The 24452-nt window shown below is 69.3% G+C and carries 24 protein-coding genes and 3 tRNA genes; 12 read left to right on the forward strand and 15 right to left on the reverse strand.

Going from position 1 to position 24452, the window contains the following annotated elements; all coding sequences use genetic code 11:
• Positions 1 to 4 precede the first annotated feature (4 nt).
• Both ACZ6O0_RS16510 and ACZ6O0_RS16515 read left to right on the forward strand, forming a co-directional pair.
• Positions 5 to 619, forward strand: a complete 615-nt coding sequence (locus tag ACZ6O0_RS16510) for an RNA polymerase sigma factor (protein ID WP_465765762.1) — start codon at positions 5 to 7, stop codon at positions 617 to 619.
• Positions 616 to 849, forward strand: coding sequence for an anti-sigma factor family protein (locus ACZ6O0_RS16515; protein WP_465765763.1), 234 nt, complete (start codon positions 616 to 618; stop codon positions 847 to 849). The genes ACZ6O0_RS16510 and ACZ6O0_RS16515 overlap by 4 nt, the downstream gene beginning before the upstream one ends.
• Here the strand turns inward: ACZ6O0_RS16515 and ACZ6O0_RS16520 are convergent, their stop codons facing one another.
• Positions 850 to 1992, reverse strand: a complete 1143-nt coding sequence (locus ACZ6O0_RS16520; RefSeq protein ID WP_465765764.1) for an epoxide hydrolase family protein — start codon at positions 1990 to 1992, stop codon at positions 850 to 852.
• A gap of 62 nt (positions 1993 to 2054) precedes the next feature.
• Between ACZ6O0_RS16520 and ACZ6O0_RS16525 the strand changes: the two genes are divergently transcribed.
• Complete coding sequence (locus ACZ6O0_RS16525; protein WP_465765765.1) at positions 2055 to 3017, forward strand: helix-turn-helix transcriptional regulator; 963 nt, start codon at positions 2055 to 2057, stop codon at positions 3015 to 3017.
• On the opposite strand, the gene ACZ6O0_RS16530 is transcribed toward ACZ6O0_RS16525, so the two are convergent.
• From ACZ6O0_RS16530 to pgsA, 3 genes are read right to left on the reverse strand one after another with little or no spacing between them, the layout of a single operon-like run.
• The gene (locus ACZ6O0_RS16530; protein ID WP_465765766.1) at positions 2993 to 4093 is read right to left on the reverse strand and encodes a glycosyltransferase family 4 protein; all 1101 of its coding nucleotides are present in this window, start codon (positions 4091 to 4093) and stop codon (positions 2993 to 2995) included. The two genes, ACZ6O0_RS16525 and ACZ6O0_RS16530, sit on opposite strands and share 25 nt — an antisense overlap.
• A gap of 10 nt (positions 4094 to 4103) precedes the next feature.
• Complete coding sequence (locus tag ACZ6O0_RS16535; RefSeq protein ID WP_465765767.1) at positions 4104 to 4973, reverse strand: phosphatidylinositol mannoside acyltransferase; 870 nt, start codon at positions 4971 to 4973, stop codon at positions 4104 to 4106.
• A gap of 3 nt (positions 4974 to 4976) precedes the next feature.
• Positions 4977 to 5651, reverse strand: coding sequence for a phosphatidylinositol phosphate synthase (gene pgsA / locus ACZ6O0_RS16540; protein ID WP_465765768.1), 675 nt, complete (start codon positions 5649 to 5651; stop codon positions 4977 to 4979).
• Positions 5652 to 5759: 108 nt separating this feature from the next.
• On the opposite strand from pgsA, the gene ACZ6O0_RS16545 reads away from it, so the two are divergent.
• The 3 genes from ACZ6O0_RS16545 (at position 5760) to ACZ6O0_RS16555 (ending at position 8476) form a co-directional block, all read left to right on the forward strand.
• Positions 5760 to 6713, forward strand: coding sequence for a hypothetical protein (locus ACZ6O0_RS16545; protein WP_465765769.1), 954 nt, complete (start codon positions 5760 to 5762; stop codon positions 6711 to 6713).
• 111 nt (positions 6714 to 6824) lie between these two features.
• On the forward strand, positions 6825 to 7451 hold the full coding sequence (locus tag ACZ6O0_RS16550) for a hypothetical protein (RefSeq protein WP_465765770.1): 627 nt from the start codon (positions 6825 to 6827) through the stop codon (positions 7449 to 7451).
• A gap of 110 nt (positions 7452 to 7561) precedes the next feature.
• Entirely contained in the window at positions 7562 to 8476 is a 915-nt protein-coding gene (locus tag ACZ6O0_RS16555; RefSeq protein ID WP_465765771.1) for a hypothetical protein, read from the forward strand.
• A 46-nt stretch (positions 8477 to 8522) separates the two neighbouring features.
• Here ACZ6O0_RS16555 and ACZ6O0_RS16560 read toward each other — a convergent pair whose 3' ends face one another.
• Both ACZ6O0_RS16560 and thrS read right to left on the reverse strand, forming a co-directional pair.
• Complete coding sequence (locus tag ACZ6O0_RS16560) at positions 8523 to 9023, reverse strand: HIT family protein (RefSeq protein ID WP_465766419.1); 501 nt, start codon at positions 9021 to 9023, stop codon at positions 8523 to 8525.
• A gap of 92 nt (positions 9024 to 9115) precedes the next feature.
• Positions 9116 to 11137, reverse strand: a complete 2022-nt coding sequence (thrS, locus tag ACZ6O0_RS16565; protein WP_465765772.1) for a threonine--tRNA ligase — start codon at positions 11135 to 11137, stop codon at positions 9116 to 9118.
• Between the two features lie 177 nt (positions 11138 to 11314).
• On the opposite strand from thrS, the gene ACZ6O0_RS16570 reads away from it, so the two are divergent.
• Genes ACZ6O0_RS16570 through ACZ6O0_RS16580 form a run of 3 tightly spaced genes read left to right on the forward strand, consistent with a single transcriptional unit; the run spans position 11315 to position 13625 of the window.
• Positions 11315 to 12232: an ABC transporter ATP-binding protein gene (locus tag ACZ6O0_RS16570; RefSeq protein ID WP_465765773.1), complete on the forward strand. Its 918-nt coding sequence runs from the start codon at positions 11315 to 11317 to the stop codon at positions 12230 to 12232.
• Positions 12229 to 12876 (forward strand): DedA family protein, encoded by a 648-nt coding sequence (locus ACZ6O0_RS16575; protein ID WP_465765774.1) that lies wholly within the window; start codon positions 12229 to 12231, stop codon positions 12874 to 12876. The genes ACZ6O0_RS16570 and ACZ6O0_RS16575 overlap by 4 nt, the downstream gene beginning before the upstream one ends.
• Positions 12873 to 13625 (forward strand): ABC transporter permease, encoded by a 753-nt coding sequence (locus ACZ6O0_RS16580; protein ID WP_465765775.1) that lies wholly within the window; start codon positions 12873 to 12875, stop codon positions 13623 to 13625. The genes ACZ6O0_RS16575 and ACZ6O0_RS16580 overlap by 4 nt, the downstream gene beginning before the upstream one ends.
• A 166-nt stretch (positions 13626 to 13791) precedes the next feature.
• Here ACZ6O0_RS16580 and ACZ6O0_RS16585 read toward each other — a convergent pair whose 3' ends face one another.
• The 4 genes from ACZ6O0_RS16585 to ACZ6O0_RS16600 form a co-directional block, all read right to left on the reverse strand.
• On the reverse strand, positions 13792 to 15261 hold the full coding sequence (locus ACZ6O0_RS16585) for a MinD/ParA family ATP-binding protein (protein ID WP_465765776.1): 1470 nt from the start codon (positions 15259 to 15261) through the stop codon (positions 13792 to 13794).
• Between the two features lie 167 nt (positions 15262 to 15428).
• On the reverse strand, positions 15429 to 16103 hold the full coding sequence (locus tag ACZ6O0_RS16590) for a response regulator transcription factor (protein WP_465765777.1): 675 nt from the start codon (positions 16101 to 16103) through the stop codon (positions 15429 to 15431).
• On the reverse strand, positions 16100 to 17668 hold the full coding sequence (locus ACZ6O0_RS16595; protein ID WP_465765778.1) for a sensor histidine kinase: 1569 nt from the start codon (positions 17666 to 17668) through the stop codon (positions 16100 to 16102). Before ACZ6O0_RS16595 ends, ACZ6O0_RS16590 begins: the two co-directional genes overlap by 4 nt.
• A 47-nt stretch (positions 17669 to 17715) precedes the next feature.
• The gene (locus tag ACZ6O0_RS16600) at positions 17716 to 18795 is read right to left on the reverse strand and encodes a GntR family transcriptional regulator (protein WP_465765779.1); all 1080 of its coding nucleotides are present in this window, start codon (positions 18793 to 18795) and stop codon (positions 17716 to 17718) included.
• Between the two features lie 184 nt (positions 18796 to 18979).
• Between ACZ6O0_RS16600 and ACZ6O0_RS16605 the strand changes: the two genes are divergently transcribed.
• Together ACZ6O0_RS16605 and ACZ6O0_RS16610 are read left to right on the forward strand one after the other, a co-directional pair.
• Positions 18980 to 20440 (forward strand): ArnT family glycosyltransferase, encoded by a 1461-nt coding sequence (locus tag ACZ6O0_RS16605; RefSeq protein ID WP_465765780.1) that lies wholly within the window; start codon positions 18980 to 18982, stop codon positions 20438 to 20440.
• An 18-nt stretch (positions 20441 to 20458) separates the two neighbouring features.
• Entirely contained in the window at positions 20459 to 21067 is a 609-nt protein-coding gene (locus ACZ6O0_RS16610) for a formylglycine-generating enzyme family protein (protein ID WP_465765781.1), read from the forward strand.
• Here ACZ6O0_RS16610 and ACZ6O0_RS16615 read toward each other — a convergent pair.
• The 5 genes from ACZ6O0_RS16615 to ACZ6O0_RS16635 form a co-directional block, all read right to left on the reverse strand.
• Positions 21057 to 22052, reverse strand: a complete 996-nt coding sequence (locus ACZ6O0_RS16615; protein WP_465765782.1) for an NADPH:quinone oxidoreductase family protein — start codon at positions 22050 to 22052, stop codon at positions 21057 to 21059. The genes ACZ6O0_RS16610 and ACZ6O0_RS16615 overlap by 11 nt on opposite strands.
• A gap of 68 nt (positions 22053 to 22120) precedes the next feature.
• The gene (locus ACZ6O0_RS16620; protein ID WP_465765783.1) at positions 22121 to 22699 is read right to left on the reverse strand and encodes a GNAT family N-acetyltransferase; all 579 of its coding nucleotides are present in this window, start codon (positions 22697 to 22699) and stop codon (positions 22121 to 22123) included.
• A gap of 433 nt (positions 22700 to 23132) precedes the next feature.
• Positions 23133 to 23204, reverse strand: a tRNA-Val gene (locus ACZ6O0_RS16625).
• 40 nt (positions 23205 to 23244) lie between these two features.
• Positions 23245 to 23315, reverse strand: a tRNA-Cys gene (locus ACZ6O0_RS16630).
• Between the two features lie 33 nt (positions 23316 to 23348).
• Positions 23349 to 23421 (reverse strand) — tRNA-Gly (locus ACZ6O0_RS16635).
• Positions 23422 to 23598: 177 nt separating this feature from the next.
• Between ACZ6O0_RS16635 and ACZ6O0_RS16640 the strand changes: the two genes are divergently transcribed.
• Positions 23599 to 24417 carry an aminotransferase class IV gene (locus ACZ6O0_RS16640; protein WP_465765784.1) on the forward strand — a complete coding sequence of 273 codons (819 nt, stop codon included), beginning with the start codon at positions 23599 to 23601 and terminating at the stop codon, positions 24415 to 24417.
• The last annotated feature ends 35 nt before the right edge of the window (positions 24418 to 24452 follow it).

Below are 24452 nucleotides of genomic sequence, written 5' to 3' on the forward strand. Positions count from 1 at the left end.
GCCGATGGCTGGCCTTCCGGCTGACGACGTACTCCTCGAGCGCTTGCGGATCGGCGACGAGGACACGTTCGCGCTGCTGCTGGACGGGTGGTCCGGCGGGATGCTGCGGCTGGCCCGGTCGTTCGTGTCCACCGAGGAGTCGGCCGCGGAGGTCGTGCAGGAGACGTGGCTCGCGGTGATCGAGGGCATCGACCGGTTCGAGGGCCGGTCCTCGCTGAAGACCTGGGTCTACCGGATCCTCACCAACACGGCCAAGCGGCGCGGCGTCCGCGAGCACAAGGTCGTCCCGCTGAGCAGCGTCGACGACTCCGGACCGACCGTGGACCCGAGCCGCTTCCGCCCGGCCGGCGACCCGTTCCCCGGCCATTGGTGGGAGTTCCCGCCGGCCTGGCCGTCACCCGAGCAGGGTCTGCTGACCGGCGAGGTCCGCGCGTACCTGACCAAGGCGCTGGCCGAGCTCCCCGAGCGCCAGCGGCTGGTCGTCGTACTGCGCGATGTCGAGGGCTGCCCGTACGACGAAGTCTGCGAGCTGCTCGGGATCACGCCGGCCAACCAGCGGGTGCTGTTGCATCGAGCGCGCGCGTTCCTGCGCGGCAGACTGGAGGAGTACTACTCATGAGCGAGCTGGAATGTCGTGAGTTCGTCGAGCAGGTCACCGCGTTCCTCGAGGGCGCCCTGAGCACCGACGCGGAGCAGGACTTCATCGACCACCTCGCCCTGTGCGACGGCTGCGGGCGCTACCTCGAGCAGATCCGTCGGACGGCCCAGGCCCTCACCGACCTGCCCGCCGACGCCCTGCCGGGTGACGCCCGCAGCGCACTCCTCAACGCGTTCCGGGACCGCCGCTGATCACTTCAGCGACGCGAAGAACTCCCGGAGATCCCGCAGCAGCAGATCCGGCGCGTCCTGCGTCGCCCAGTGGCTGCCGCGGTCGAACTCGTGCCAGGACACGATGTTCGCGTGATCCCGCTCGGCGAACCGGCGCAGCGGCCGGAAGTCGAACGCGAAACTGGCCAGCCCGGTCGGCGCGGTGGTCGGCTCCTTCGGGTGGTCGGCGTGCTTGTCCTCGTAGTAGAAGCGCGCCGATGACGCACCGGTGTTCGTCAGCCAGTAGATGGTCGCGTTGGTCAGCACGTGCTCGTCGCTGCACCCGCTCAGCAACTGCGCGACCCACGCCAGCTGCCCGGTCGGCGAGTCGGCCAGCGCGTGCGCGACGTTCTGCGGCGTCTGCTCCTGCAACTTCGCGTAGCCACCCATGTTGTCGTTGAAGAACTGGAGGAACTGCAGATACCCCTGCTCAGCCTCGGTGAGGTTCTCCAGCTCGGTCGCGTCACCGGTCGGGAACGAGAACAGCTGCGTCACGTGCACCCCGATCACGTGCTCCGGATCGACCCGTCCGACCTCCGGCGACACGTACGAACCGCCGTCGTTGCCGTGCGCGCCGTACCGCTCGTACCCGAGCCGGCGCATCAGCTCGGCCCACGCGGCCGCGGTGCGATACCGGTTCCAGCCCCGGTCGTGGGTCGGGCCGGAGAAGCCGAAGCCCGGGATGTCCGGGATGACCAGGTGGAACGCCTGCTCGCCGTTCGCCGGAGCGGTCAGCGGCTCGATCAGGTCGACGTACTCGAGGAAGGTGTTCGGCCAGCCGTGCGTCAGGACCAGCGGGATCGCGTCCGGGTCGGCCGAGCGGACGTGCAGGAAATGCACGTTCTGCCCGTCGATCTCGGTCACGAACTGCGGGTAGGAGTTCAGCCGCTCCTCCCACTTCCGCCAGTCGTACGTCGTCAGCCACTGCTCGGTCAGCCGTCGCACGTAGGACAGCGGTACGCCGTACTCCCACTCGGGCGGGAGCGGTCCGGTCCGGACGGCGTCGGTGTAGTCGATGTCGAGCTCCCCGGCCCAGCGGGTCCGGGCCAGGCGGTCGCGCAGGTCGTCCAGGTCGGCCTGCGGAATCTCGATGCGGAAGGGTCGGATCTCGGTGTTGTTCGTCATGCTGCAACGCTAGGAGTCCATTAGGCGGGTTAGCTTCCTAATGGCATGCCAGACTTTCCGCCATGATCGAGACCTCCGCCAGACTGCTGAAGCTGCTGACCTTGCTGCAGTCGCCCCGCGACTGGACCGGCGCCGAGCTCGCCGCGAAGCTGGAGGTGAGTCCGCGGACGGTCCGCAGCGACATCGAGCGGCTGCGGGCGCTGGGCTACCCGGTCGACGCGACGCGCGGCTCGGTGGGCGGCTACCGGCTGGGCGCCGGGGGAACGCTCCCGCCGCTGCTGCTGGACGATGACGAGGCCGTGGCGGTCGTGGTCGGACTGCGGAAGGCTGCGGGCGTTGCCGGGGTCGAGGAGATGTCGCTGCGCGCTCTGACCAAGCTGGAGCAGGTGCTGCCGTCTCGGCTACGCAGACGCGTCAGCACGCTGGCCAGCTACACCGTGCAGGTTCCGCCGGATGCCGGCGGCCCGCAGGTGGATCCTGAGTTGCTGACCCAGTTGGCCGGGCTGTGCCGGGATCGGGAGCAGTTGCGGTTCGACTACTCGGCTCACGGCGGTGAATCGACGCTCCGGCGGGTCGAGCCGCATCGGCTGGTCAACTGGGGTCGGCGCTGGTACTTGGTCGCGTTCGACCTCGAGAAGCAGGGTTGGCGCACGTTTCGGGTCGATCGGGTGCAGCCGCGGATTCCGACCGGTCCGCGGTTCAGTCCGCGTGAGCTGCCCGAGGGTGGCGACGTTGCGGCGTACGTGTCCCGCCGAGTGTCCGCAGCGGCCTGGAGGTACCGCGCAGCGGTCGTCGTACACATTCCGGCGGCTGCGCTGGCCGAACGGCTGACGCCCGCGGTCGGAGTGGTCGAGCCGATCGACGCGCACACGTGTCTGCTTGAGACGGGGGCGGACACTGTGCAGAGCCTGGCGGTCCACCTGAGTCTGCTCGACGCGGACTTCGTCGTACGCGAGGGACCTCCGGAGCTCACGGAGTACCTGCAGGTGCTGGCGGAGCGCTACCGCCGGGCCACGAGCTCGTAGACGGACATCAACTCCGGGAGCAGCACCGACCAGTCATACCGCGGTACGGCGCTCAGTCCGGCGGCGCGGAGGTGGTCACGCTCCTTGGGCGCATCCAGGAGCCGCAATGCGCGCGTGGTGAGCTCTTGCACGTTGCCCGGCTCGAACAGCTCCCCCAGCGCGCCGCCGTCGAGCACCTGGCGGAACGCCGCCAGATCACTCGCCAGCACGGGAGCTCCGGCCGCCATCGCCTCCAGCAGGACGATGCCGAAGCTCTCGCCGCCCAGATGCGGCGCGATGTAGAGATCCGAGCCGGCCAGCATGTCCGCCCGGGCCTCGTCATCGACGGCGCCGAGGAACAGTACATTGTCGTGACAGTGCGCCGGAAGCAGCCGCCGCGCCTCGTCGGCCTGCCCGGCGCCGGCCACCAGGATCTTCAGTCCCGGGCGCTCCGTGACCAGCGCGGGGACCGCCTTCATCAGGACGCCGAGTCCCTTCCGAGGTTCGTCCAAGCGGCCGAGGATGCTGATGGTGCCGTCGGTGCCCTGCCACTCACGCCGCGGGCTGCCCTTGAAGCGGTCCGTGTACAGCCCGTTCGGGATGACGACGGCCTCGCCGCCGATGTGCTGGACCATCATCGACCGGGCATTCTCGGAGACGGCGATCCGGGCGTCGATCTTCTCCAGCGCCGGCCGCAGCAGGCTCGACGCCGCACTCATCGCCCGGGACCGGACCTGCCAGGTGTGGAACGTCGCCACGAACGGTCCACCCGCCGACCAGAGCGCAATGATCGACGCACTCGGCGTGGTCGGCTCGTGCACGTGGACCACGTCGAAGTCACCGTCGGCCAGCCAGCTCTTCACCCGAGCCGCCGTGCGCGGTCCGAAGGTCACTCGCGCGACCGACCCGTTGTACGGAACCCCGACCGCCTTCCCGGACGACACGACGTACGACGGAACCGTGTCGGCGGCGTCCACCGGAGCCAGCACCGACACCTCGTGCCCGACCTGCAGCAACGCCTCGGCGAGATCCCGGACGTGGTTCTGCACCCCGCCGGGTGTCCCCAGCGAGTACGGACACACCACACCGATCCTCACGGGACGATTCTTACCCGTCCAGGAAAATCCTCTGCAGCATGTGCCAGTCCTGGGGGTGGGCGGCGATGCCTGCGGCGAAAGCGTCGGCGCAGCGTTGGGTCATCGCGGTAGTGCCGCCGTCAGGGTCGATCGTGTCGTGGAAGGTGATGACCAGGTCGGGGCCGTCGTAGTGCAGGGTGGCCGGGATCAGGGGTGCGCCCGTGCGCAGGCTGAGGGCGGCGGGACCGGCCGGCATCCGGGACGGGCGGCCGAAGAAGGTCACCGGGGCACCGCTCTCGGACAGGTCCCGATCGGCGACCAGGCAGACGAATCCACCCGCGCGCAGGCGGGCGGCAAGTACGCCGGTGACGTCCTCGTCACCGCCTGTCAACGGGAGGACCTCCATCCCCAGCTTCTTGCGGTAGGCGATGAAGCGGTCGAACAGCGACTCAGGCTGCAAGCGCTCGGCCACCGTGGAGACCGGCATGCCGGTCAGGCCCGCCCAGGCGCCCGCGTGGTCGTAGTTCGCCAGGTGTGGCAGCGCACAGATCACACCGCGACCGGCGGCGTACGCATCGCGCAGCAGCTTCTCGTTGACCGTCCGGACCCGCCCGACGATCTCCTCGTCCGTCCACTCCGGCAGCCGGAACGCCTCCTGCCAGTAGCGCAGGTACGAGCGCATCCCCGCCAGCGTCAGCGCGTCGAGCTCACTCGGGCTCGCCTCCGGACGAACCACGGCCAGGTTGCCGCGCAATCGCCGTACACCCCGGCCGTTGCGTCGTACGACGCGATCCGCGGCCTGGCGGAACAGCCAGGTGACGGTCCGCTCGGGCAGGCGGCGCACCAGGAGCCAGGCGAGGGCGAAAGCCAGATCGACAGCCCGCTGGCGAAGGCTGCCCACCCGTCAGCTCTTCGCGTCGGGCTCGGCCGGAGGCGGCGGCGGTGGGGTGTCCAGGCCCGCGTTGGCCGGGTCGGCCTGGACCTGCTTGCGGACCGAGAGCGACCGCTGGATCACGGTGATCGTGCTGGCGACGGCGAGCGCCCAGAGGACGATCTTCAGCAGGATCGGCAGGTTGAGGACGTCGGAGAAGAAGGCGATCACGAGCACCGAGACGAGCCGGTCGGCCCGCTCGGCCAGTCCACCGCTCGCCTTCAGGCCGAGGCTCTCCGCCTTCGCCCGCGCGTACGACGTGGTCGCGCCCATCACCAGCGCCCACAGCGTGACCGCGGCCATCAGCGTGGAGTCGCCGGCGTTCGAGTTGGCGTAGTACATCACCAGCCCGCCGAAGACCGCGCCGTCGCCGAGCCGGTCCAGCGTGGAGTCCAGGTACGACCCCCACTTCGACGACGTCCCCGAGGTCCGGGCCATGTGGCCGTCGATCAGGTCGGAGAACACGAAGCAGGTGATGATCACCACGCCCAGCCACAGCTGGCCGCGCGGGAAGAAGATCAGCGCGGCGGCGGACACCCCGAGGGTGCCCACCAGCGTGACCGCGTCGGCGCTGACGCCGAGCTTGAGCAGGAGGTTGGCGATCGGGGTGATCACCTTGGTCCAGAACTGCCGGAATCTGTTAAGCATGGCGACGCGATCGTAGTCCAGGAGCATCACCATCCGGTGACAAGGCACTCGGTTCGGCCTGCGGGAGGCCTCCGTTCGGGCCATGCTGGAGGCGAGCGAGGTGGTCGGATGCGGATGCGAGGGGTCCTGGTGGGTGTGGTCGCCGTGCTGGTGGCCACCGCCGGATGCTCGGTCGCGCGAAAGGCCGACAACTCCCAGCCACGGATCACCCGGGCCCCGGCCGACGTACCCACGGCGATCGCTCCCCCGCAGGCCGAGGGCCTGGACGGTACGGCGGGCGCCCCCGGACCGCAGGTGTGTACGGCGATCACCCGCACGCTGACCGCGAAACTCCGCGTCCCCGTCACCGCCAAGCCGAACGCCTGGAACGACGGCGGCCTCCCGTCGATGGATCTGTGCACCCTGCTCGTCCTGGACCGCGTCGTGACGATCGGCGTCAGCGCGCTCCCGAGCCGGCCCGACTCGCTCAGCCGGCTGATGACCGGCGCCGGCACCGTCGACCCGCTGCCCGACCTCGGCCCGGAGGCCCGGATCGCCGAGTCGCGCCTGGTCTTCCGGGTCGGCGACCGCGCCGTCCGGATCACGCCGGCCGGGGGGATCGACCGCAGTACGGCGGAGGGCATCGACCGGGCCAAGGCCGTGGAGATCGCTGTCGCGGCGCGGGACGCCGTACCGAAGACTCTTCGGCCGGCGCGGCAGGCGGACGCGGCGTGCCAGGTCTCGAACTCGGCGGCCGAGCGGTTCGTCGGGCTGCAGGTCCAACTGCGGCGGGACTACCGGGTCAACGGCGCCTTGACGTGTATCTGGGGAGCGTTCGACGCGACGGTGTCGATCGTGGAGGCCTTCGACCAGCCGACCATCCCGGAAGCACAGACGACGCCACCACCCCGCCTCGCGCCGATCGGCCAGCCCGGCTACTACCTGCCCGACCAGGGCGAGCTCGTCTTTCGCCAGGGCCGCCGCGTCGTCCGGGTCGCCGGCCTGACCAACCCGCCGCGCGCGATCACGCTGGACACGCTGACCGGGATCGTCGACCCGCTGCTGCCGCTGTTCCTGCGCTGAGAGATCACCGTTGCCAAGGATATCTACCCGGACGGCGGCGTCCGGCTCAGCGCGACCCAGCAGTTCGGGGCCAGTGTCGACAACACCGACTTCCACAGCGGTTCGGTGATCATGGGGTCGACGTTCTACGAGTCGACGTACCGGACGCCGCGGGGTGGCGGTGCGCCGGTGACCGAGAAGGCCGTGACCCGGATCGGCGGCGGCTGGGATGTGTACGGGACCCTCGACACGTCGTATGTCGACATCGCGAGCGGCTCGCGGCAGACGGACTACTCGCTGCACGTCGACGGGACGATCTACCGCCGGAACGTGACCTGGTCGAGTGGTCACCCGTCCCGGCGGATCACCGGGTGGCAGTCCGGGTACAAGGGCGTGAAGGCGATGACACTGATCAGCCAGACGCCGACGTACGACACGTTCCTGCTGACGCTGACCAGCGGGAAGCTCTACACCGCGCGGCTGCCGCTGGCCGGTGGGCAGATCATCCCGGGGGTCGTGAAGCAGGTCCGCGGCTCGACCTCGCAGGGGTTCGAGTCGCTGGTGGCGGCGCCGTGCGGCACCGGCACGCTGCTGCTCGGCATCGACAAGGACACCGGCTCCGGCTTCCTGTACTCGATCGGCCACGCCAACGGCACGGCCACGGTGATCAAGAGCATCGGCAAGGTGCCGGGCTCGTTCACCGACCCGGTCTACGTCCACTGGAAGGGGTTCACGGACCCGAACATGGCCGGCGAGTGATCTCGCACTGAACCCGATCGCCCCACCCGCCGCCGCGGGTGGGGCGATCCAACTTTCCGGCCCAGACCGGCATCCAACCACCAACAATCCTTGTTTTGGGGGTGGTGGCAATGCGCAGCATGCCCAGGTACGGCGGCCTCGTGCTCGCCGGGGTACTCACCACAGGACTGCTCACGACCGGCACGGCGACGGCGGAGCACAGGACGACGACGGCGCCGTGCCGGATCTCGGTCGGCTCGGTGACCGCCGGGGGCGATCACCGGATGCAGACCTTCACGGCGACCTCGCCGGTCACCAAGGTGCCCGACAAGATCGTCGGGAAGGACATCTTCCCGGACGGTCAGGCGAAGCTGAGTGCGGCCGTCCGCTACGGGCTGGGTGAAGGCTCGGAGCTTCATACCGGCGAGGTCGTACTGGGGTCTGTCCTCTACGACCTGTCGTACCGGACGCCGTCGGGCGGCGGGACGGTGTCGCAGAAGCAGCTCACCCGCGTCGGGCCGGGATGGCAGAACTACCGGAGCCTCGACCGATCGTCGGTCGGGACACGGACCACCGAGTGGTCGCTGCGACTGGACGGCACCATGGAGCGCCGGACCGTCAAGACCGACAACGGGCGCGTCTACCGGCACTACGACGGCTGGCAGTCCAACTTCCGCGGAGTGAAGGGTCTGGCGTTGATCAGCCAGACGGCGACGTACGACACGTTCCTCATGACGCACAGCACCGGCAGGCTCTACACCGCACGGTTCCCGGTGGCGGGCGGGCACATCATGCAGTCCGTGGTGAAGCCGATCCGGCCGTCCACTTGGCAGGTGTTCGAGACCCTGGTGGCGGCGCCGTGCGGACAGGGCACCGTGGTGCTCGGGATCGACCGGGACACCGGCGCCGGCTACCTGTACTCCATTGGCCATGCCAACGGTCTGGCGACGGTCGTCAAGGGCCTCGGGAAGGCGCCGGGCACTTTCACGGACCCGACGTACTTCAGCTGGGCCAAGTTCACCGACCCGCCGCTGTCCGGCGAGTGATCGACGCCGATCGCCCCGTCTCTGCCGAGACGGGGCGATCTGTGCGTCAGGGCTCGGTCGGCCAGGACTTGGCGAGCAGGGCGCGGGTGTCGGGGAGCAGTTGCGGCAGGACCTTGGTGTGGGCGATGGCCGGCATGAAGTTGGTGTCGCCGGTCCACCGCGGTACGACGTGCTGGTGCAGGTGGGCCGCGATCCCGGCACCGGCGATCTCGCCCTGGTTCATGCCGATGTTGAAGCCGTGCGCCGCCGAGACCGTGCGGATCGCGTGCATCGCCTGCCGGGTGAGCGTGGCCACATCGGTGACCTCGTCGGCGGTCAGCTCGGTGTAGTCGGCGACATGCCGGTACGGCACGACCATCAAGTGACCGGGGTTGTACGGATACAGGTTCAGCACGGCGTACGCCGCCTCGCCCCGGTGCACGATCAGCGCGTCGGCATCCGGGAGCCCGGGCAGCCGGCAGAACGGGCATCCCGAGCCGGCCTCCGAGCTGGTCGGCTTGTTCTCCCCCTCGATGTAGGCCATCCGATGCGGCGTCCACAGCCGCATGAACGGATCGGGCACCCCGACCCCGTCCTGCGCCACCACCTCGTCCGGGACGTACGGCGACTCCGGCGGGTCGGAGGGGTCAGGGGTTCCCGTCATACCTGGACGCGCTTCTGGACGGCCTCGACGATCTCGGCCACGGCCTCGGCGACCGGGATGCCGTTCTTCTGCGAGCCGTCGCGGTAGCGGAACGACACCGACCCGGCGGCCATGTCCTCGTCCCCGGCGATCAGCATGTACGGCACCTTGGACTTCTGCGCGTTCCGGATCTTCTTCTGCATCCGGTCGTCGGAGGAGTCCACCTCGACCCGGATCCCCTGCGCCTTCAGCTGCGCGGCGACGTCGTACAGGTAGTCCACGTGGCCGTCGGTGATCGGGATCCCGATCACCTGGACCGGGGCCAGCCAGGGCGGGAAGGCGCCGGCGTAGTGCTCGGTCAGCACCGCGACGAAGCGCTCGATCGAGCCGAACAGCGCGCGGTGGATCATCACCGGCCGCTGCCGGGAGCCGTCCGGCGCGGTGTACTCCAGCTCGAACCGCTCCGGCAGGTTGAAGTCCAGCTGGATCGTCGACATCTGCCAGGTCCGGCCGATCGCGTCCTTGGTCTGGACCGAGATCTTCGGCCCGTAGAACGCGGCGCCGCCCGGGTCCGGGATCAGCTCCAGACCGGAGCCCTCGGCAACTTCCCGCAGGGTCTCGGTGGCCTCGTCCCAGACCTCGTCGGAACCGACGAACTTGTCCGGGTTCTTGGTCGAGAGCTCGAGGTAGAAGTCGTCCAGGCCGTAGTCGGCGAGCAGGCCGAGCACGAAGGTCAGCAGGTTGCGCAGCTCGTCGCGCATCTGCTCACGGGTGCAGTAGATGTGCGCGTCGTCCTGGGTGAAGCCGCGGGCGCGCGTCATGCCGTGCACGACGCCGGACTTCTCCAGCCGGTAGACCGTGCCGAACTCGAACAGCCGCAGCGGCAGCTCCCGGTAGGACCGGCCGCGGGCGGCGAAGATCAGGTTGTGCATCGGGCAGTTCATCGGCTTCAGGTAGTAGTCCTGGCCCTGCTTGCGGATCTGCCCGTCCGCGCCGCGCTCCTCGTCCAGGTGCATGGGCGGGTACATGCCGTCGGCGTACCAGTCCAGGTGGCCCGAGGTCTCGAACAGCTGCGCCTTGGTGATGTGCGGTGAGTAGACGAACTCGTACCCGTCCTCGACGTGCCGCTGGCGGGAGTAGTCCTCCATCACCTTCCGCAGCACGCCGCCCTTCGGGTGGAACACCGCGAGCCCCGAGCCGATCTCGTCGGGGAAGCTGAACAGGTCGAGCTCGCTGCCGAGCTTGCGGTGATCGCGCTTGGCGGCCTCCTCGAGCCGGGTCAGGTACGCCTTCAGCTCGTCGCGTGACTCCCACGCCGTGCCGTAGATCCGCTGGAGCTGCGGGTTCTTCTCGCTCCCCCGCCAGTACGCCGCGGCCGTCCGCATCAGCTTGAAGTTGCCCAGATACCCCGTCGCCGGCACGTGCGGCCCACGGCACAGGTCCTTCCACGCGACGCTCTCGTCCCGCCGGACGTTGTCGTAGATCGTCAGCTCACCGCCGCCGACCTCCACCGAAGCCCCCTCGGCGGCGTCGGCCGCGGAGCCCTTGATGCCGATCAGCTCGAGCTTGTACGGCTCGGAGGCCAGCTCGGCCCGCGCGTCGTCGTCGGAGACCACCCGGCGGCTGAACCGCTGCCGCTCCTTGATGATCTGCTGCATCTTCTTCTCGAGCTTGCCCAGGTCGTCCGGCGTGAACGGCGTGGGGACGTCGAAGTCGTAGTAGAACCCGTTCTCCACCGGCGGGCCGATGCCGAGCTTGGCCTCCGGGAACAGGTCCTGCACGGCCTGCGCGAGCACGTGCGCGGTCGAGTGCCGGATGATCGCCCGGCCGTCCGCCGACGCCGCCTTGACCGGCTCGATCTCGTCGCCGTCGGCGACCACCCGGGACAGGTCCCGCAGCTCACCGTTGACACGGGCGGCGATGGCGGAGCGGTCCTGACCGAAGATCCCGGCGAACAGCTCCCCGATCGTCGTCGTCTCGGTCACACTCCGCTCAGCCTCGCCCTCGACGCCGATCAGATGGACCTTGACTTCCGACACGTTCACTCCTCGGGTACGCGTAGCCGGCCGATTGCCGGTCACGCCACAGATGGTATCGACTCCGCCACGACGCCCGGACGGCGTATCCACAGGCCACCACGACCTGACGAAAGTCGGGGGTCGCACCAGCCCTTGGTCCGATGTGGCCGGGGGGCCCGAATTCCTAGGTTCGGGAGCGTGATCACTCTCGAAGGACTGACCAAGCGGTACGGCGACACCCGCGCCGTGGACGCCCTCGACCTCACCGTGTCCCCCGGCCGGGTGACCGGCTTCCTCGGCCCGAACGGCGCCGGCAAGTCGACCACGATGCGGATGATCCTCGGCCTCGACACCCCGACCGAAGGCACCGCGCTGGTCGGCGGCCGCCCGTACGCGGCCTGGCCGGCACCGCTGACCAAGGTCGGCGCACTGCTCGACGCCAAGGCGCTGCACCCGCGCCGGACCGCGCGCAACCACCTGATCGCGATGGCCCGCAGCAACGGTCTCCCGGTCAGCCGGGTCGACGAGGTGCTGTCGATCGTCGGCCTGGACTCGGTCGCCCGGAAGCGGGCCGGGCAGTTCTCGCTCGGCATGGGCCAGCGGCTCGGCATCGCCGGCGCACTGCTCGGCGATCCCGAGGTGCTGATGTTCGACGAGCCGGTGAACGGCCTCGACCCCGACGGCGTCCGCTGGGTCCGGCAGCTGATGCGCTCACTGGCGGCCGAGGGCCGGACCGTGTTCGTGTCCAGCCATCTGATGAGTGAGATGCAGCTGACGGCCGATCAGCTCGTCGTGATCGGCCGTGGCCGGCTGATCGCCGACGCCCCGGTGGCTGAGGTGATCGCGGGGTCGTCTCGATCCACGGTGCGCCTCCGCATCCCGGATCCGGCGCAGCGAGCCGTGTTGCGCGACCGGCTGATCACCGAGGCGGAGCGGGTGGAGTCCGAGGAGGACCGGCTGGTCGTGACCGGCGTACCGGTCGAGCGGGTCGGCGATCTGGCTCACGAGCTCGGCGTACGGCTGCATGAGCTGCACACCGAGCGTGCGTCGCTGGAAGAGGCCTACATGGAGCTCACCGCTGACAGCGTCGAGTACGGCGTGGCGGTGGCGTCGTGAGTGACCAGCTCCTGCACTTCGCCGAAGAGCTGATGTCCTCGTGGTGGATCTACCTCGCACTGTGGGGCTTCGCCGCGCTGGACGGCTTCTTCCCGGCCATCCCGAGCGAGACGCTGGTCGTCACCGCCGGGGTGTTCGCAGCGGCCAACGGTGAACCCAACCTGTACGCCGTCATCGTGGTCGCGGCCATCGGCGCATTCGTCGGGGACCACGTGTCCTACGCGCTCGGCCGCGGCGCCGGCGGCCGGCTGCTCGACCGGATGAAGCCAGGGACCAAACGGCACGCAGCGGTGCTCTGGGCACGCCGTGCGTTGGCCGAGCGAGGCGGACTGGTCCTGGTAGTCGCCCGCTACGTCCCCGGCGGTCGTACGGCGGTCACGCTGACCATGGGCTCGGTCCGCTACCCCCTGCGGAAGTTCTCGGCGTACGCCGGACTGGCTGCGGCCAGCTGGGGTCTGTACTGCACCTTGGTCGGCTACATCGGCGGCAAGGCCTTCGAGGACAACCCGCTGAAGGGCGTGATCCTCGGGATCGGTCTGGCGCTCATGGTGACGCTCATCGTCGAGGTCGTGCGGCACCGCCGTCGTCAACGGAAACCTCAAGCTCAGGTAGAGCCTGACCTCATGGAAGCAGGGAAGAGATGAACGCGGTGCGCTCGGAGTGGACGAAGCTGTGGACGGTCCGGTCCAGTTGGCTGAACATCGTGTCGGCCCTGCTGCTGACGGGTCTGCTCGGCCTGCAGTACGGCTTCAACGTCGCGTACGACAACACCCACCTCGGGCCGGGTGAGCTCGCCGAGCGGCAGGCAGTGGGTGGTTTCGGCGCCTCGGTCATCCTGATCGTGCAGGTGGTCGTGGCCGCGTTCGCACTGCTGACGGTGACGTCCGAGTACGCGACCGGCAGCATCCGCTCCACGCTCCAGTGGACTCCGGTACGGCGCAACGTCGTACTGGCGAAGGCTGCCGTGCTGACGCCGGTGCTGTTCGGCTACGGACTACTCCTGGCCGGGGTCGCATCCGTCGTGGGCGGTCTGGCTGCGGGCCCATGGGCCGACTGGGACGGCAGCGGGCTCGTGGTGGACCTGCTGTCGGTCGGCTTCTACGCAACCGCGGCCGGACTGTTCACCGCGGGGATCGCTTGGGTCGTCCGCAGTACGGCCGGCACTCTGACCGCGGCGTTCCTGCTGCTCCTGGTCGTGCCGCTGATGCTCGGCCAGAGCTCACTGCGCGCGCTGGTCTGGCTCGCGGCACTGCTGCCAGGCGGCGCCGGCCAGAACTACCTGACGGGCGCGACCGACCCGCTCTCCCCCACTCTGAGCGCTGTAGTCCTGCTCCTGTGGGCTGCTGGCGGTCTAGCACTCGGGACCCGCGTTCTAACGAGCCGCGACGCTTGAGACCGCGTCGGAACGCGCCTGAGCGGCACGGCACCGTTCACGGCCGTCCTCGCGCCGCACGGGCAGCTGTTCCTGGCGATCGCCTTCACCAGCGTGGCGGACCGGATCACGTCGTACGACGTCGTCGCGGACCCGGACCGCCTCGGCCGGTTGACTCTGGCCGTGCTCAGCGAGGAACGTTCAGGGCGATCGTGATCTGCTCGGACACCTTGGCCGCGAGCTCCAGGCCGGCGCGGCGGGTGGCGGGCTGGAGGGCCGAGTGGTCGAGCGGACCCTCGGCGGCGATGTGCATGTCGGTCGGGATGTCGATCACGGCCGCCGCACGGGACTCGAAGTACGGGCGGAGCTGCTTCTCGACCTCCTTGTTCACGTCGCCGGGACCGTTGGAGACCGCGATCACCGCGCGACGGATCAGCCGCTGCGCCTCCGGGCCCTGGTTGTCGAGCTCCTCGAGCATCTGCACCGCGGCCGCGCAGGACAGGCTCTTCCACTTGATCGGGATGACGAGGGCGTCGGCCGCCTTCATCGCCTCACGCCAGTTGCTGGAGCCCTCGTTGTTCCCGGTGTCGATCACGAGCACCTTGTAGAAGCGGCTCAGCAGCCGGTGGATCTGGTCGAAGTCCTTCGCCTCGATCTGCGCGTACGTCGTGGTCGCCGACGTCAGCACGTCGTACTGGCCGGCGACCTGGTGCCGCAGGTACGCCGCCACGTCGCCGAGCCGGGCATCCGGCTGGGTCAGCATCTGCATCGCCTGGAGCATGTCCGTGACGGTGGACCGGGCGTTCGTGTCGTGGGTGCGCAGGTGCATGTTGCCGCGCAGTTCGTTGTTGTCCCACGCCACCACGCCGCCGCCGCGGGCCTGACCGAGCGCGCCGGCGAGCAGCAGCGTGGTCGGCGTCTTGCCGGAGCCGCCCTTCGGGTTTGCGACGACGATCGTGACGGGACGCCGGAACGCGGTCGCGGCCGTCGCGCGGGCGATCCGTTCCGAGCGCTCGGCGCTGCCCGGACGCAGCTTCAGCACACTCCGCACGCCGCGCTCGGCCGGAGCCTCCCGCGGCAGCGGCAGGGCCTGCATCAGCTCGTCGGTGCGGTAGGACACCTCGCGCTGCTGCTGCGGTGCGTGCTGACCGGGGATGCCCTGCGGGAAGAAGTGCTGCGCGGCCGGAGACAGCTGCGGACCGCCCTGCGCCGGGGGTCCTGCGGGAGAGCCGTGGAAGGACGAGCCGCCGAAGACCGGCGCGCTCGGCGCAGGGCCTTGCGCCGCGGCAGGCGTCGTACCCGTGTCGTCATGGTGCTCCGGGGTGGCTTCGACGGCGTCCGTGTCGCTCGAGTCGTCGAAATCGTCCGGCTCCGGGTCCGGTTGGGTCCACGAGCCGGTGGGCTCCCCGGCGGGCTGCGTCCAGGACGGGGCCGGCGGTTGCGCCGGGGGCTGGGTCCAGGGCGCCTGCTGACCGGACGGACGGGACCAATCCGCAGACAGCGCGTCCGGCTTCTCGTCGGTCTCGGCGGCTTCGGGGTCGGCGTCCTGGTTCGGGTCCGGCTGGGTCCAGGAGGGGGTCGGCTGCCACATTCTCCGGACCTCGGCCGCCGCCGCTTCCCGGTCCTTGTGCTGTCCGGAGTTGTGCGAGTCGGTCACGACCTGGATCCCCGATTCTCTGTGAGGGGCAGTGCCCCTGGAGGCTGCTGGTTGCAATCCGGAGGCGTGAGGGCTCCGGGAGGGTCCACTATCCCATGACACGGTGTCCTCACGATGTCACGACCCGGAGCGTCGCCATTACCGGTATCCGCAGGTCAGCTGACGGCTCAGGAGCTCACCAGACCGGCTTCGTAGGCGACGATCGCGGCCTGGACCCGGTTCTTCACCGCCAGTCTGAGCAGGATGGCGCTGACGTACGCCTTCACGGTCCCTTCGACCAGGAAGAGCCGTGCGGCGATCTCGGCGTTCGACAATCCGGCACCGACCAGTCCGAGCACCTCCAGCTCACGAGGACTCAGTACGGCGACCTGCTCCTTGGCGGCCGCGGCCCGGGCCATCGCTCCGCCACCGGATCCGGCGCTGAGCTCGGCGATCACGCGGTGGGCAACGCGCGGCGACAGATAGGCGGCGCCTTCCGCGACAGCTTTCAGGCCGGCGATCAGCTCGCGCGGATCGCGCGGATCGCCGGACTTCAGCAGGAAGCCACTCGCGCCGTCGCCCAGCGCACGGGCGATGTACGCGTCCTCGGAGAAGGTCGTCAGCATGACCACTGCCGTGTCGGGCACGGTCCGCCGGATCTCGGCACCCGCCGCCAGGCCGTCCATCCGTGGCATCCGGATGTCGAGTACGGCGACGTCCGGCCGATGCCGCCGTACCGCCTCGACGGCCTCCACGCCGTCCGCTGCCTCGGCGACGACCTCGATCGTGTCGTCGGTGCCGAGGATCGCGCGGACGCCGGCCCGCACCATCGCCTCGTCGTCGGCCAGCAGGACCCTGATCATCTGTTCCCCTCGGGGGTCGGTGGCACCGAGCCGGTCTGCGCGATCGCCTTGGCGACGAGGACGCCCCGGCTGAAGCACAGGCGGTACGCGTAGTTGATCGAGAAGGGACCGTCCGGGCGGTAGTAGCTGCAGGTCCAGCCCTCCGGCGGGTCGTAGCGCTCGGTGGGCGGGTCGATCATCTGCATCGCAGGCAGTGCGTCTCGCACCTCGTCCTCGGACTGCCCGAGGGTCAGGGCGTCGTACTGGCTCGGCCGCAGGATCGAGCTGTACCCGGCCATCAGGTAGTAGCCGAGGGCAACCACTCCGACGACTGCCCCGAGGATCAGCGGTGCGGCGATGGCGGTGATCAGGCCGCGCCGCGCACTCCGCCGTACCGTGGCGCGCTCGACCGCCGCGGTGGGAACGGCCGGCGGCTCCGGCCGACCACCTGCGCGGGGCATGGTCGCGACCACCTCGAAGCCGCCGGCGGCTCGCGGCCCCGCGGTCAACGATCCGCCGACCAGCCGGACTCGCTCCTTCAACCCTTCCAGTCCACCGCCGCTCGTGGACCTGGACTGGAGGGCCCGCGTGGCTCCGGTGTCCACGACAGTGACGCGTACGTCGTTCTTGCCGGATGTCACCGTCACCGTCACCGCCGCACCCGGGGCGTGCTTGCTGGCATTGGTCAGCGACTCCTGGACGACGCGATGCACGGCCCGATCCACCATCGGGGAGCGCTCCCCCTCACCCTCCTCGATCAGGCGCACCGCCAGACCGGACGCGGCGGCGCGGTCGACCAGCGCGCCGACTGTCTCGTCATGCGGCATCACCGGCGCGTCCGCGTCCCGCAGTACGCCGACGATCTCGCCGAGCCGTTCGGTCACGGTGGCCGCCGCCTCGCGCAAGGAGGTCGCGGCGCTCCGGTGCTGCTCCGGCAGCGAGGGATCGAGTTCCAGCGCGGCGGCCTGCAGCGCGATCAGACTCAGCTCGTGACCGACCGAATCATGCATGTCCTCGGCGATCCGGGAGCGCTCTCGCAGCCGCTCCTGGTCGATCGCCATCCGCTGCTCACGTTCGATCCGCTCGGCCCGCTCCCAACCGGCTGACTCCAGCAACGCCTGTTGTGCGCGGTACCGGCCGATCAACCACGGCAGGACGACGACCAGCAGGGCGAGCAGGAGCATCAGCAGCCAGCTCAGGATCGCCTCGGTGGCCTGGGCCTGGCGCCGGAGGAGGAGTGCGAGCGCGAGCATGCCTACGAGCGACCAACTGCAGACCATGACGAAGTGCTTGAGCTGCGTCTCGCGTCGGCCGGCCAGATAGCTCAGCAAGGTGATCGCCGGGACCAGTGCGATCTGCACGCCGTTCGTCGTACCCAGAGCGAAGGCCAGGATGAGAATCTCGGCCACCGCGACCAGAGTCAGGGACGCGAGCGGCCAGCTGCGGCGGCCGAAGACGGCGACGAACAGTAGGCCGATGCACGCGGCCTGGAACCAGTAGGGATCGCTCCGGGCACCGCTCTCGGCGAGCACGAGGAGGCTCAGCGCGGCCCACAGGCCGACATCTCCCAGGCACCGCCACCTCATGCCCCAGACGCTACACAGTCGCAGGGCTCCCGCCGTACTGCCGAAAGTCAGGTGTTGCCGACGGCATCGACTATCTCGAACGGAACCAGCGACAGGTTCGGCACCGGCTCGCCCCGCAGCTGAGCCAGCAGCAGATCGACCGCCCGCCGGCCCATCTCGGCCTCGTTCTGCTTGACGTGCAGGTACGGCGGTCCGCCGATGGAGTCCCCCGGTGAGTCGAAGCACGCGACCACCTGGTCGCCGTCCAGCGCACGGTCCACCATCCGGGCCAGGTTGTACTCACAGGCGAAGTACGCCGTCACTTCAGGCATCCGGTCGCGGAACTCGCGGATCACTTCCATGTCCGCGCGCACGCTCTCGGTGGTCGTCGAGCCGGGCAACGTGCTGCGCAGATCGGTCAGCTCGTGGGCCTGTCCGCGCTCGCCGAACGCGGAGCGGAACCCCTCCAGTCGCTCCTCGATCGAGGACGTGTTCACGGGTGGTGGGGAGAGGAAGGCGATGTGGCGGTGCCCCTGATCGCGCAGGCGGGAGGTCAGCGCCCGCGCGGCCGCCACGTTGTCGGTGTGCACCGCCGCGACCGGGATCCCGGACAGATGCCGGTCGACGAGGACCACCGGGTAGCCGGCCAGCACCTGCCGGAGCAGGCTGGCGTTGTAGAAGTCGCCGTGCACCGGGAACACGATCAGACCGTCCACGGACGCCACCAGCGAGTCCACGGCCTTCTCCTCGTCGGTCTGCCGCCCGTGGGTTCGCCGTACGACCAGATGGGCGCCGTACTCCGCGCAGCGCTCCTCGATCGCGTTCAGGAGGTCCAGACCGTAGGCCTCGGACATGTCCGGCACGATCAGCGCGATCGAGCGGGCCTCGTGCCTCGGGCGGCCGCGCAGTGGCACCGTGACACCGGTCAGGTCGGGCAGCCGGCGTACGACGAACGTCCCCTTGCCGCGGATCCGCTCGACCAGCCCGGCCTCCCGCAGCACCTCGAGCGCTCGCTTCGACGTGATCCGGCTGACCTCGAACTGCGCGGCCAGCTCCATCTCCGACGGCACCCGATCTCCCGGCCGGAGGACCCCCCGCCGGATCTGCTCGAGAACATCCGCACAGATCCGCTCGTACAGCAACGCCACGCCGCCACCTCATCTGTCATCCGGTTGGCATATCAAATCATCCCCCTGACGACGCTGCCGGTGATCGTGATGGCATGTCAACCACGGATCCTGATCCGCGTCGCCCACACGGGTCGTACAAAAGTCCCGGAGAGTTCCGGATCAGGTCCTGGTGAGGGACCCGATCGGCTGACAACATTCCGGCATGACCCGCCCACCAGCGCCTGCCTTCGCAGCTCGTCCCGTCGTGTCCGTCGCGGTCGTCGTCGGGGCTGTGCTGACCGCGCTCTCCGGGCGGTACGGCTTCCACCGCGACGAGCTCTACTTCATGGCCGCAGGCCGCCATCTCGCCTGGGGATACATCGACCAGCCACCCCTGACACCACTCCTCGCCCGCATCTCGACCACCGTCTTCGGCGACACCGTCATGGGCCTCCGCGTGCTCTCCACGATCAGCTGCATGATCACAGTCATCGTGGTCGCCCTGATCGCACGAGAGTTCGGCAGTGACCGCCGCGGCCAGCTGCTGGCCGCGGTCTGCGCAGGGGTATCCGGCTTCGTCGTCGGCGTCGGCCACCTGGTCTCGACGGCGACCTACGACCTCCTGGCCTGGATGCTGATCGCCCTCTTCGCCATCAAGCTGCTGAGGACCCGCGACGGCCGCTGGTGGCTAGCGCTAGGCCTCACCGCCGGAATCGCCCTGGAGAACAAGTACCTCGTAGTGCTCCCGATCGGCGCCCTGTTGCTGTCGTTGCTCGCCGTCGGTCCACGGGACGTGCTGCGCTCCTGGTGGCTGCCGGCCGGCGTCGCCATAGCCGCCCTCATCGCCCTGCCGAACGTGGTGTGGCAATTCCAGCACGGCTGGCCACAACTGACCGTTGCAGACGGCATCAGCCAGGACGACGGCACCGAGAACCGCATCACGTTCATCCCACTCCAGCTTCTCCTGCTGTCACCGTTCCTCGTGCCCGTCTGGATCGCCGGCTTCTTGCGACTGTGGCGGATGCCCTGGGCTCGATCCGTGGCCTTGGCGTATCCGCTGCTCTGCATCGTCGTCCTGGCGGTCGGCGGGAAGGCGTACTACGCCCTGCCCTTGCTCCTCGTCCTCGTAGCGGCCGGGTCCGAGCCGACCCTGGGTTGGATCGATCGCCACCGACCTCTCGCGATCATCGCACTGGTGCTCACCGCGTTGACCTCCGCGCTGTTCACCTTGCCGGTGCTCCCCGCGTCCGCGGTCGACTTCGTCATCCCGGTGAACAAGGAGCAAGGCGAGCAGATCGGCTGGCAGACGCTGACGACCACCGTCGCGACCGCCTGGGAGCAGATCCCACCGGACCAACGTGCGACCGCCACGATCGTCGCCGGCAACTACGGCGAGGCCGGCGCCCTCCTTCGCTACGGGCCTTCCCACGGGCTCCCCACGGCGTACTCAGGTCATATGAGCTTCGCCGACTGGGGTCGCCCGCCGGACACCAACACCGGGCCGGTTCTCCTGGTCGAGCAGGAGCGCACACCGTCGTTGGAAGAGCACTTCCGGGACTGCTCACAGGTGGGCACGATCGACAACATCGTCTCCAACGACGAGGACGGCACCGCGATCGCGCGGTGCGCCGGGACCACCGAGCCCTGGTCCACGCTGTGGCCGAAGCTGAGGAGGTACTACTGACGCACGTACGGTTGGACGATGCTCCCCCTGGTCGACCTCCCGGCCGGCACCATCGCCCTCCGGGACGACCGCCTCGGCACCCACTGGGAGGTGACACTGTCCGCCTTCCGGCTGGCCCGCTACCCGGTCGTCGGGACTGACGACGTTCCGCTCACCGGCGTCAGCTGGTACGACGCGGTTGCCCTATGCAACAAGCTGTCAGCCGAGGACGGCCTGCCGGCGGCGTACACGATCGACGGCGAAGAGGTCACCTGCGACTGGATCTCCTCCGGCTACCGCCTGCCGACGGAGGCCGAGTGGCAATACGCCTGCACCACGGGGGTCCCGGCGTACCGCTACGGTCCGCTCGACGACATCGCCTGGTACGCCGACAACGCCGACGGGCGAGCACATCCCGTCGGCCAGAAGGCTCCCACTGCGTGGGGACTCCACGACATGCTCGGTAACGTCTGGGAATGGTGCTGGGACCTCTACGACCCAGCGACGTACGGCTCCTACCGCATTTTCCGCGGCGGCGGCTTCGACGACCCGGAACGCTCAGTCGGCTCGACCGTCCGACGCCGCTCCCACCCGACCTTCGCCATCGAGGATCTGGGCCTGCGCGTGGCCCAATCGATCACGGCCTGAGCGCGATCTTCCCGACCGTCGCGCGGGCTTCCAACTCGGCCAACGCCTTCGGTCCGTCCGCCAAGTCGTACACGGTCGGCTCGCCCGGCGGGTAGACACCCAAGGCGATCAGCCGATTCAGCTCATCCATCAACTCGGCGAAGATCTCCGGGGCCTGCTGAATCAGTACGCCGATGTGCAGTCCGATCACGTGCACCTGGTGCTTGAAGTTCAGCTCCCAGTTGCTGATCGACGCCTGCCCACCCGCAACGCCGTACACGATCACCTTCCCCGTCACCCGCTTCGCTACGGCCACGCTCTCACGGAACGTCTCGCCACCAACGGATTCGAGTACGACGTCCACACCCCGGCCGCCGGTGAGTCGCAACACGTCAGACGTCACATCCGCGGTCCGGTAGTCGATCAGGTGATCGGCCCCAAGCCGCCGTACCACCTCATGTTTCTCAGCGGAGGCCGTCGCGATCACGGTCGCCCCGTAGTACTTCGCGATCCGCACAGCCGCCTGGCCGACCGCACCCGCCGCCGCGTGAACCAGCACGGTCTCCCCCGCACTCACCCGCCCCAACGGCCGCAACGCCGCCAGCGCGGTCGCCCAGTTCAACACGAGCCCCAGCGCCTGCTCATCAGTCCACCCTGCCGGCACCGGAGCGACCGAGTCCGCCGCCATCACCATGTACTCCGCGAACGCGCCGTACCCGGTCCCGATCACCCGAGCGCCCACCGCGACCGTGGTCACCCCGTCCCCGAGCGCGACCACCTCCCCCGCAGCCTCGAACCCTGCCAGGTAAGGCGCCTCCGGCCCACCGTCGTACGTTCCCCGCGTCTGCATCACATCCGCGAAGTTCACCCCAGCGGCCCCCACCCGCACCAGCACGTCCCCCGCCCGCGCGACCGGGACCGCGATCCCCTCCACGAGCCGCAGTACGCCGGGCCCGTCCAACGCCGGCTGCTCCAACCCCCGCATGACCTCGGGAAGCCCGCCCACCACCGTCTCCTTCGATAGTCGTGAAATTAGATGACCATCGTACATCTCAGCCGGCTCCGCCGACCGATTCAGGCAGCTCCGCGAGCCGGGTAGACGAACCGCCGACTGCCATCCGCGTCCGGCCCGACCTCCTGCATCCCCGCGCCGGTCATCACGTGAGCCGACGCCGCATTCCCCGCGAAGCAGGCACCCCACAACGTCCCGATCCCCAGCTCGCCCCGGCAGTACTCGAGCCCGGCCCGCAACGCCTCGGTCGCGTACCCGTGTCCCCGATACTCCGCGCGGACGGCGTACCCGAAGTTCCAGTCAGCCAGCGGATCCTCGCTGGACCCCATCCCCAGCCACCCCGCCACGGCGTCGTCGGCCCGCAACGTCACCACGAACTGCACGTGCGACCCGGCCCGACCCCCATCCCCCACAATCCCCGCCAACCACTCCCGAACCCCGTCCACATCCCGAGGCCCGTAGTCCCCCATGAACCGCCCCACCCGGGGATCAGTCCACAACTCACACAGCTCCCCGAAGTCCCCCACCCCCGGCCACCGCAAAACCAACCGCTCACTAACCACCCGCACCACACGCCCCACCTCCCCCGAGAAACTACAACCCGTCCCCACTCCCCTGCGACCAGTTATCCCCGAGCCCACCAGGAGCGACCGCCCCCAAGCCCACAACCGTGCGGAATTGCCGAACCCCAGCCGGCACCTGTCGCCGGGCGAGCTGCCTGACCTAGCAAACCGGGCCGGACTCGTCAGCCACAGCCGAAAGCGTCAAGCGACGCCCAGCCACCGCCAGAACCCTGCAAGCGGCGAGCAACCAGAGCCGGCGCCTGTGAAAGATGGCCCAGCCACCGCCGGAAGCGTCAAGCGGCGAGCAACCAGAGCCGGCAACCGTGAAGGATCGCTCAGCCAGAGCCGGAACTGTACACGCGGCGAGCAACCACAGCAGCCGAGCGAAGCGAAGGCGCAAGGGGGTGCGGGTGGCGGAGCCCCCGCTCGCGGCAAGCGCAGCGCAGCCGCACAAATGACGAAGGCGAGGCGGCCTGCGCTTTCCGCAGGCACACCTCGCCCATCGCCTTCGTGGACGATACTGGGATCGAACCAGTGACCTCTTCCGTGTCAGGGAAGCGCGCTACCGCTGCGCCAATCGTCCAAGAACAACAACTCTCTCAGGTTCTCACGAGAGGGTGTCGAGGTGGAGACGGGATTCGAACCCGTGTACACGGCTTTGCAGGCCGTTGCCTCGCCTCTCGGCCACTCCACCAGTGAGAAAGCCTGGCCTGCCGAACCCTCTCCGAGCGGACGACCGGGTTCGAACCGGCGACCTCAACCTTGGCAAGGTTGCGCTCTACCAACTGAGCTACGTCCGCGTTGCGACCGAGGTTTGTGTTTCCCCCGGCGCGAGAAGAACATTAGCCCATCTCCGCCCGACTTCAAAAACCGGGGTCCCCCGGACGTCGACGTACGGTCATCGTCCGGTCACCTTCGGACGGCCCGGCCGGCCCGGATCGCCTTAGCACTAAGGTGTTCCGCGGAAGGAGCACCACATGCGTATCTGGCTCAACGGCGCCCTGCAGGACGACGAGGCGACGGTCTCGCCCCTGGATCACGGGCTCACCACCGGTGACGGTGTGTTCGAGACGATCAAGATCGTCGACGGCCGCCCGTTCGCGGTGACGCGGCATCTCGACCGGCTGGTTCGGTCCGCGGTCGGTCTCGGCCTGCCGGCGCCGGATGTCGCCGGGATCGAGGAGGGCATCGCCACGGTCGTGCAGGCCGATCCCGACATCCCGTTCGGCCGGTTGCGAATCACGTACACAGGTGGTGTCTCACCGCTGTCGTCCGATCGCGGTACGTCGGGCCCGACGGTGCTCGTCGCGACGCAGGCGATCAAGCGCCCCGCGCCGACGTCGGCGATCGTCACCGTGCCGTGGGTCCGCAACGAACGCAGCGCGGTCGCCGGCTTGAAGACCACGTCGTACGCCGAGAACGTGCGTGCCCTCGCCTATGCGAAGGAGCGGGGCGGCAGCGAGGCGATCTTCGCGAACACGGTCGGGAACCTCTGCGAGGGCACGGGTTCGAACATCTTCTGCGTGTACGACGGTGAGCTGGTCACGCCGACCCTGGAGTCCGGCGCGCTGGCCGGTATCACCCGCGCGCTCGTCATCGAGTGGTTCGGCGCGACCGAGCGCGACGTACCGCTGGAGCGGCTGTTCGAGGCGGACGAGGTCTTCCTCACGTCGACGACCCGCGACATCCAGGCCATCCACCGGGTCGACGACCGCGACCTCCCAGCCCCGGGCACCATCACCGCCCAGGTCGCCAAGATCTTCGCGGACCGCTCCGCCGACGAACCCAACCCCTGAAGGTCTTTCGGAACGTCGAGCACCGCGCGACCGCG

Source organism: Kribbella sp. NPDC048837 (assembly GCF_055586945.1).

What these genes read in the sequence shown, in the direction of transcription:
- ACZ6O0_RS16510 (WP_465765762.1), top strand. Translation starts at nt 5, where the DNA reads ATGGCTGGCCTTCCGGCTGACGACGTACTCCTCGAGCGCTTGCGGATC.
- ACZ6O0_RS16515 (WP_465765763.1), top strand. Translation starts at nt 616, where the DNA reads ATGAGCGAGCTGGAATGTCGTGAGTTCGTCGAGCAGGTCACCGCGTTC.
- ACZ6O0_RS16520 (WP_465765764.1), bottom strand. Translation starts at nt 1,992, where the DNA reads ATGACGAACAACACCGAGATCCGACCCTTCCGCATCGAGATTCCGCAG.
- ACZ6O0_RS16525 (WP_465765765.1), top strand. Translation starts at nt 2,055, where the DNA reads ATGATCGAGACCTCCGCCAGACTGCTGAAGCTGCTGACCTTGCTGCAG.
- pgsA (WP_465765768.1), bottom strand. Translation starts at nt 5,651, where the DNA reads ATGCTTAACAGATTCCGGCAGTTCTGGACCAAGGTGATCACCCCGATC.
- ACZ6O0_RS16545 (WP_465765769.1), top strand. Translation starts at nt 5,760, where the DNA reads ATGCGGATGCGAGGGGTCCTGGTGGGTGTGGTCGCCGTGCTGGTGGCC.
- ACZ6O0_RS16550 (WP_465765770.1), top strand. Translation starts at nt 6,825, where the DNA reads ATGGGGTCGACGTTCTACGAGTCGACGTACCGGACGCCGCGGGGTGGC.
- ACZ6O0_RS16555 (WP_465765771.1), top strand. Translation starts at nt 7,562, where the DNA reads ATGCGCAGCATGCCCAGGTACGGCGGCCTCGTGCTCGCCGGGGTACTC.
- ACZ6O0_RS16560 (WP_465766419.1), bottom strand. Translation starts at nt 9,023, where the DNA reads ATGCGGCTGTGGACGCCGCATCGGATGGCCTACATCGAGGGGGAGAAC.
- ACZ6O0_RS16580 (WP_465765775.1), top strand. Translation starts at nt 12,873, where the DNA reads ATGAACGCGGTGCGCTCGGAGTGGACGAAGCTGTGGACGGTCCGGTCC.
- ACZ6O0_RS16590 (WP_465765777.1), bottom strand. Translation starts at nt 16,103, where the DNA reads ATGATCAGGGTCCTGCTGGCCGACGACGAGGCGATGGTGCGGGCCGGC.
- ACZ6O0_RS16595 (WP_465765778.1), bottom strand. Translation starts at nt 17,668, where the DNA reads ATGAGGTGGCGGTGCCTGGGAGATGTCGGCCTGTGGGCCGCGCTGAGC.
- ACZ6O0_RS16605 (WP_465765780.1), top strand. Translation starts at nt 18,980, where the DNA reads ATGACCCGCCCACCAGCGCCTGCCTTCGCAGCTCGTCCCGTCGTGTCC.
- ACZ6O0_RS16610 (WP_465765781.1), top strand. Translation starts at nt 20,459, where the DNA reads ATGCTCCCCCTGGTCGACCTCCCGGCCGGCACCATCGCCCTCCGGGAC.
- ACZ6O0_RS16640 (WP_465765784.1), top strand. Translation starts at nt 23,599, where the DNA reads ATGCGTATCTGGCTCAACGGCGCCCTGCAGGACGACGAGGCGACGGTC.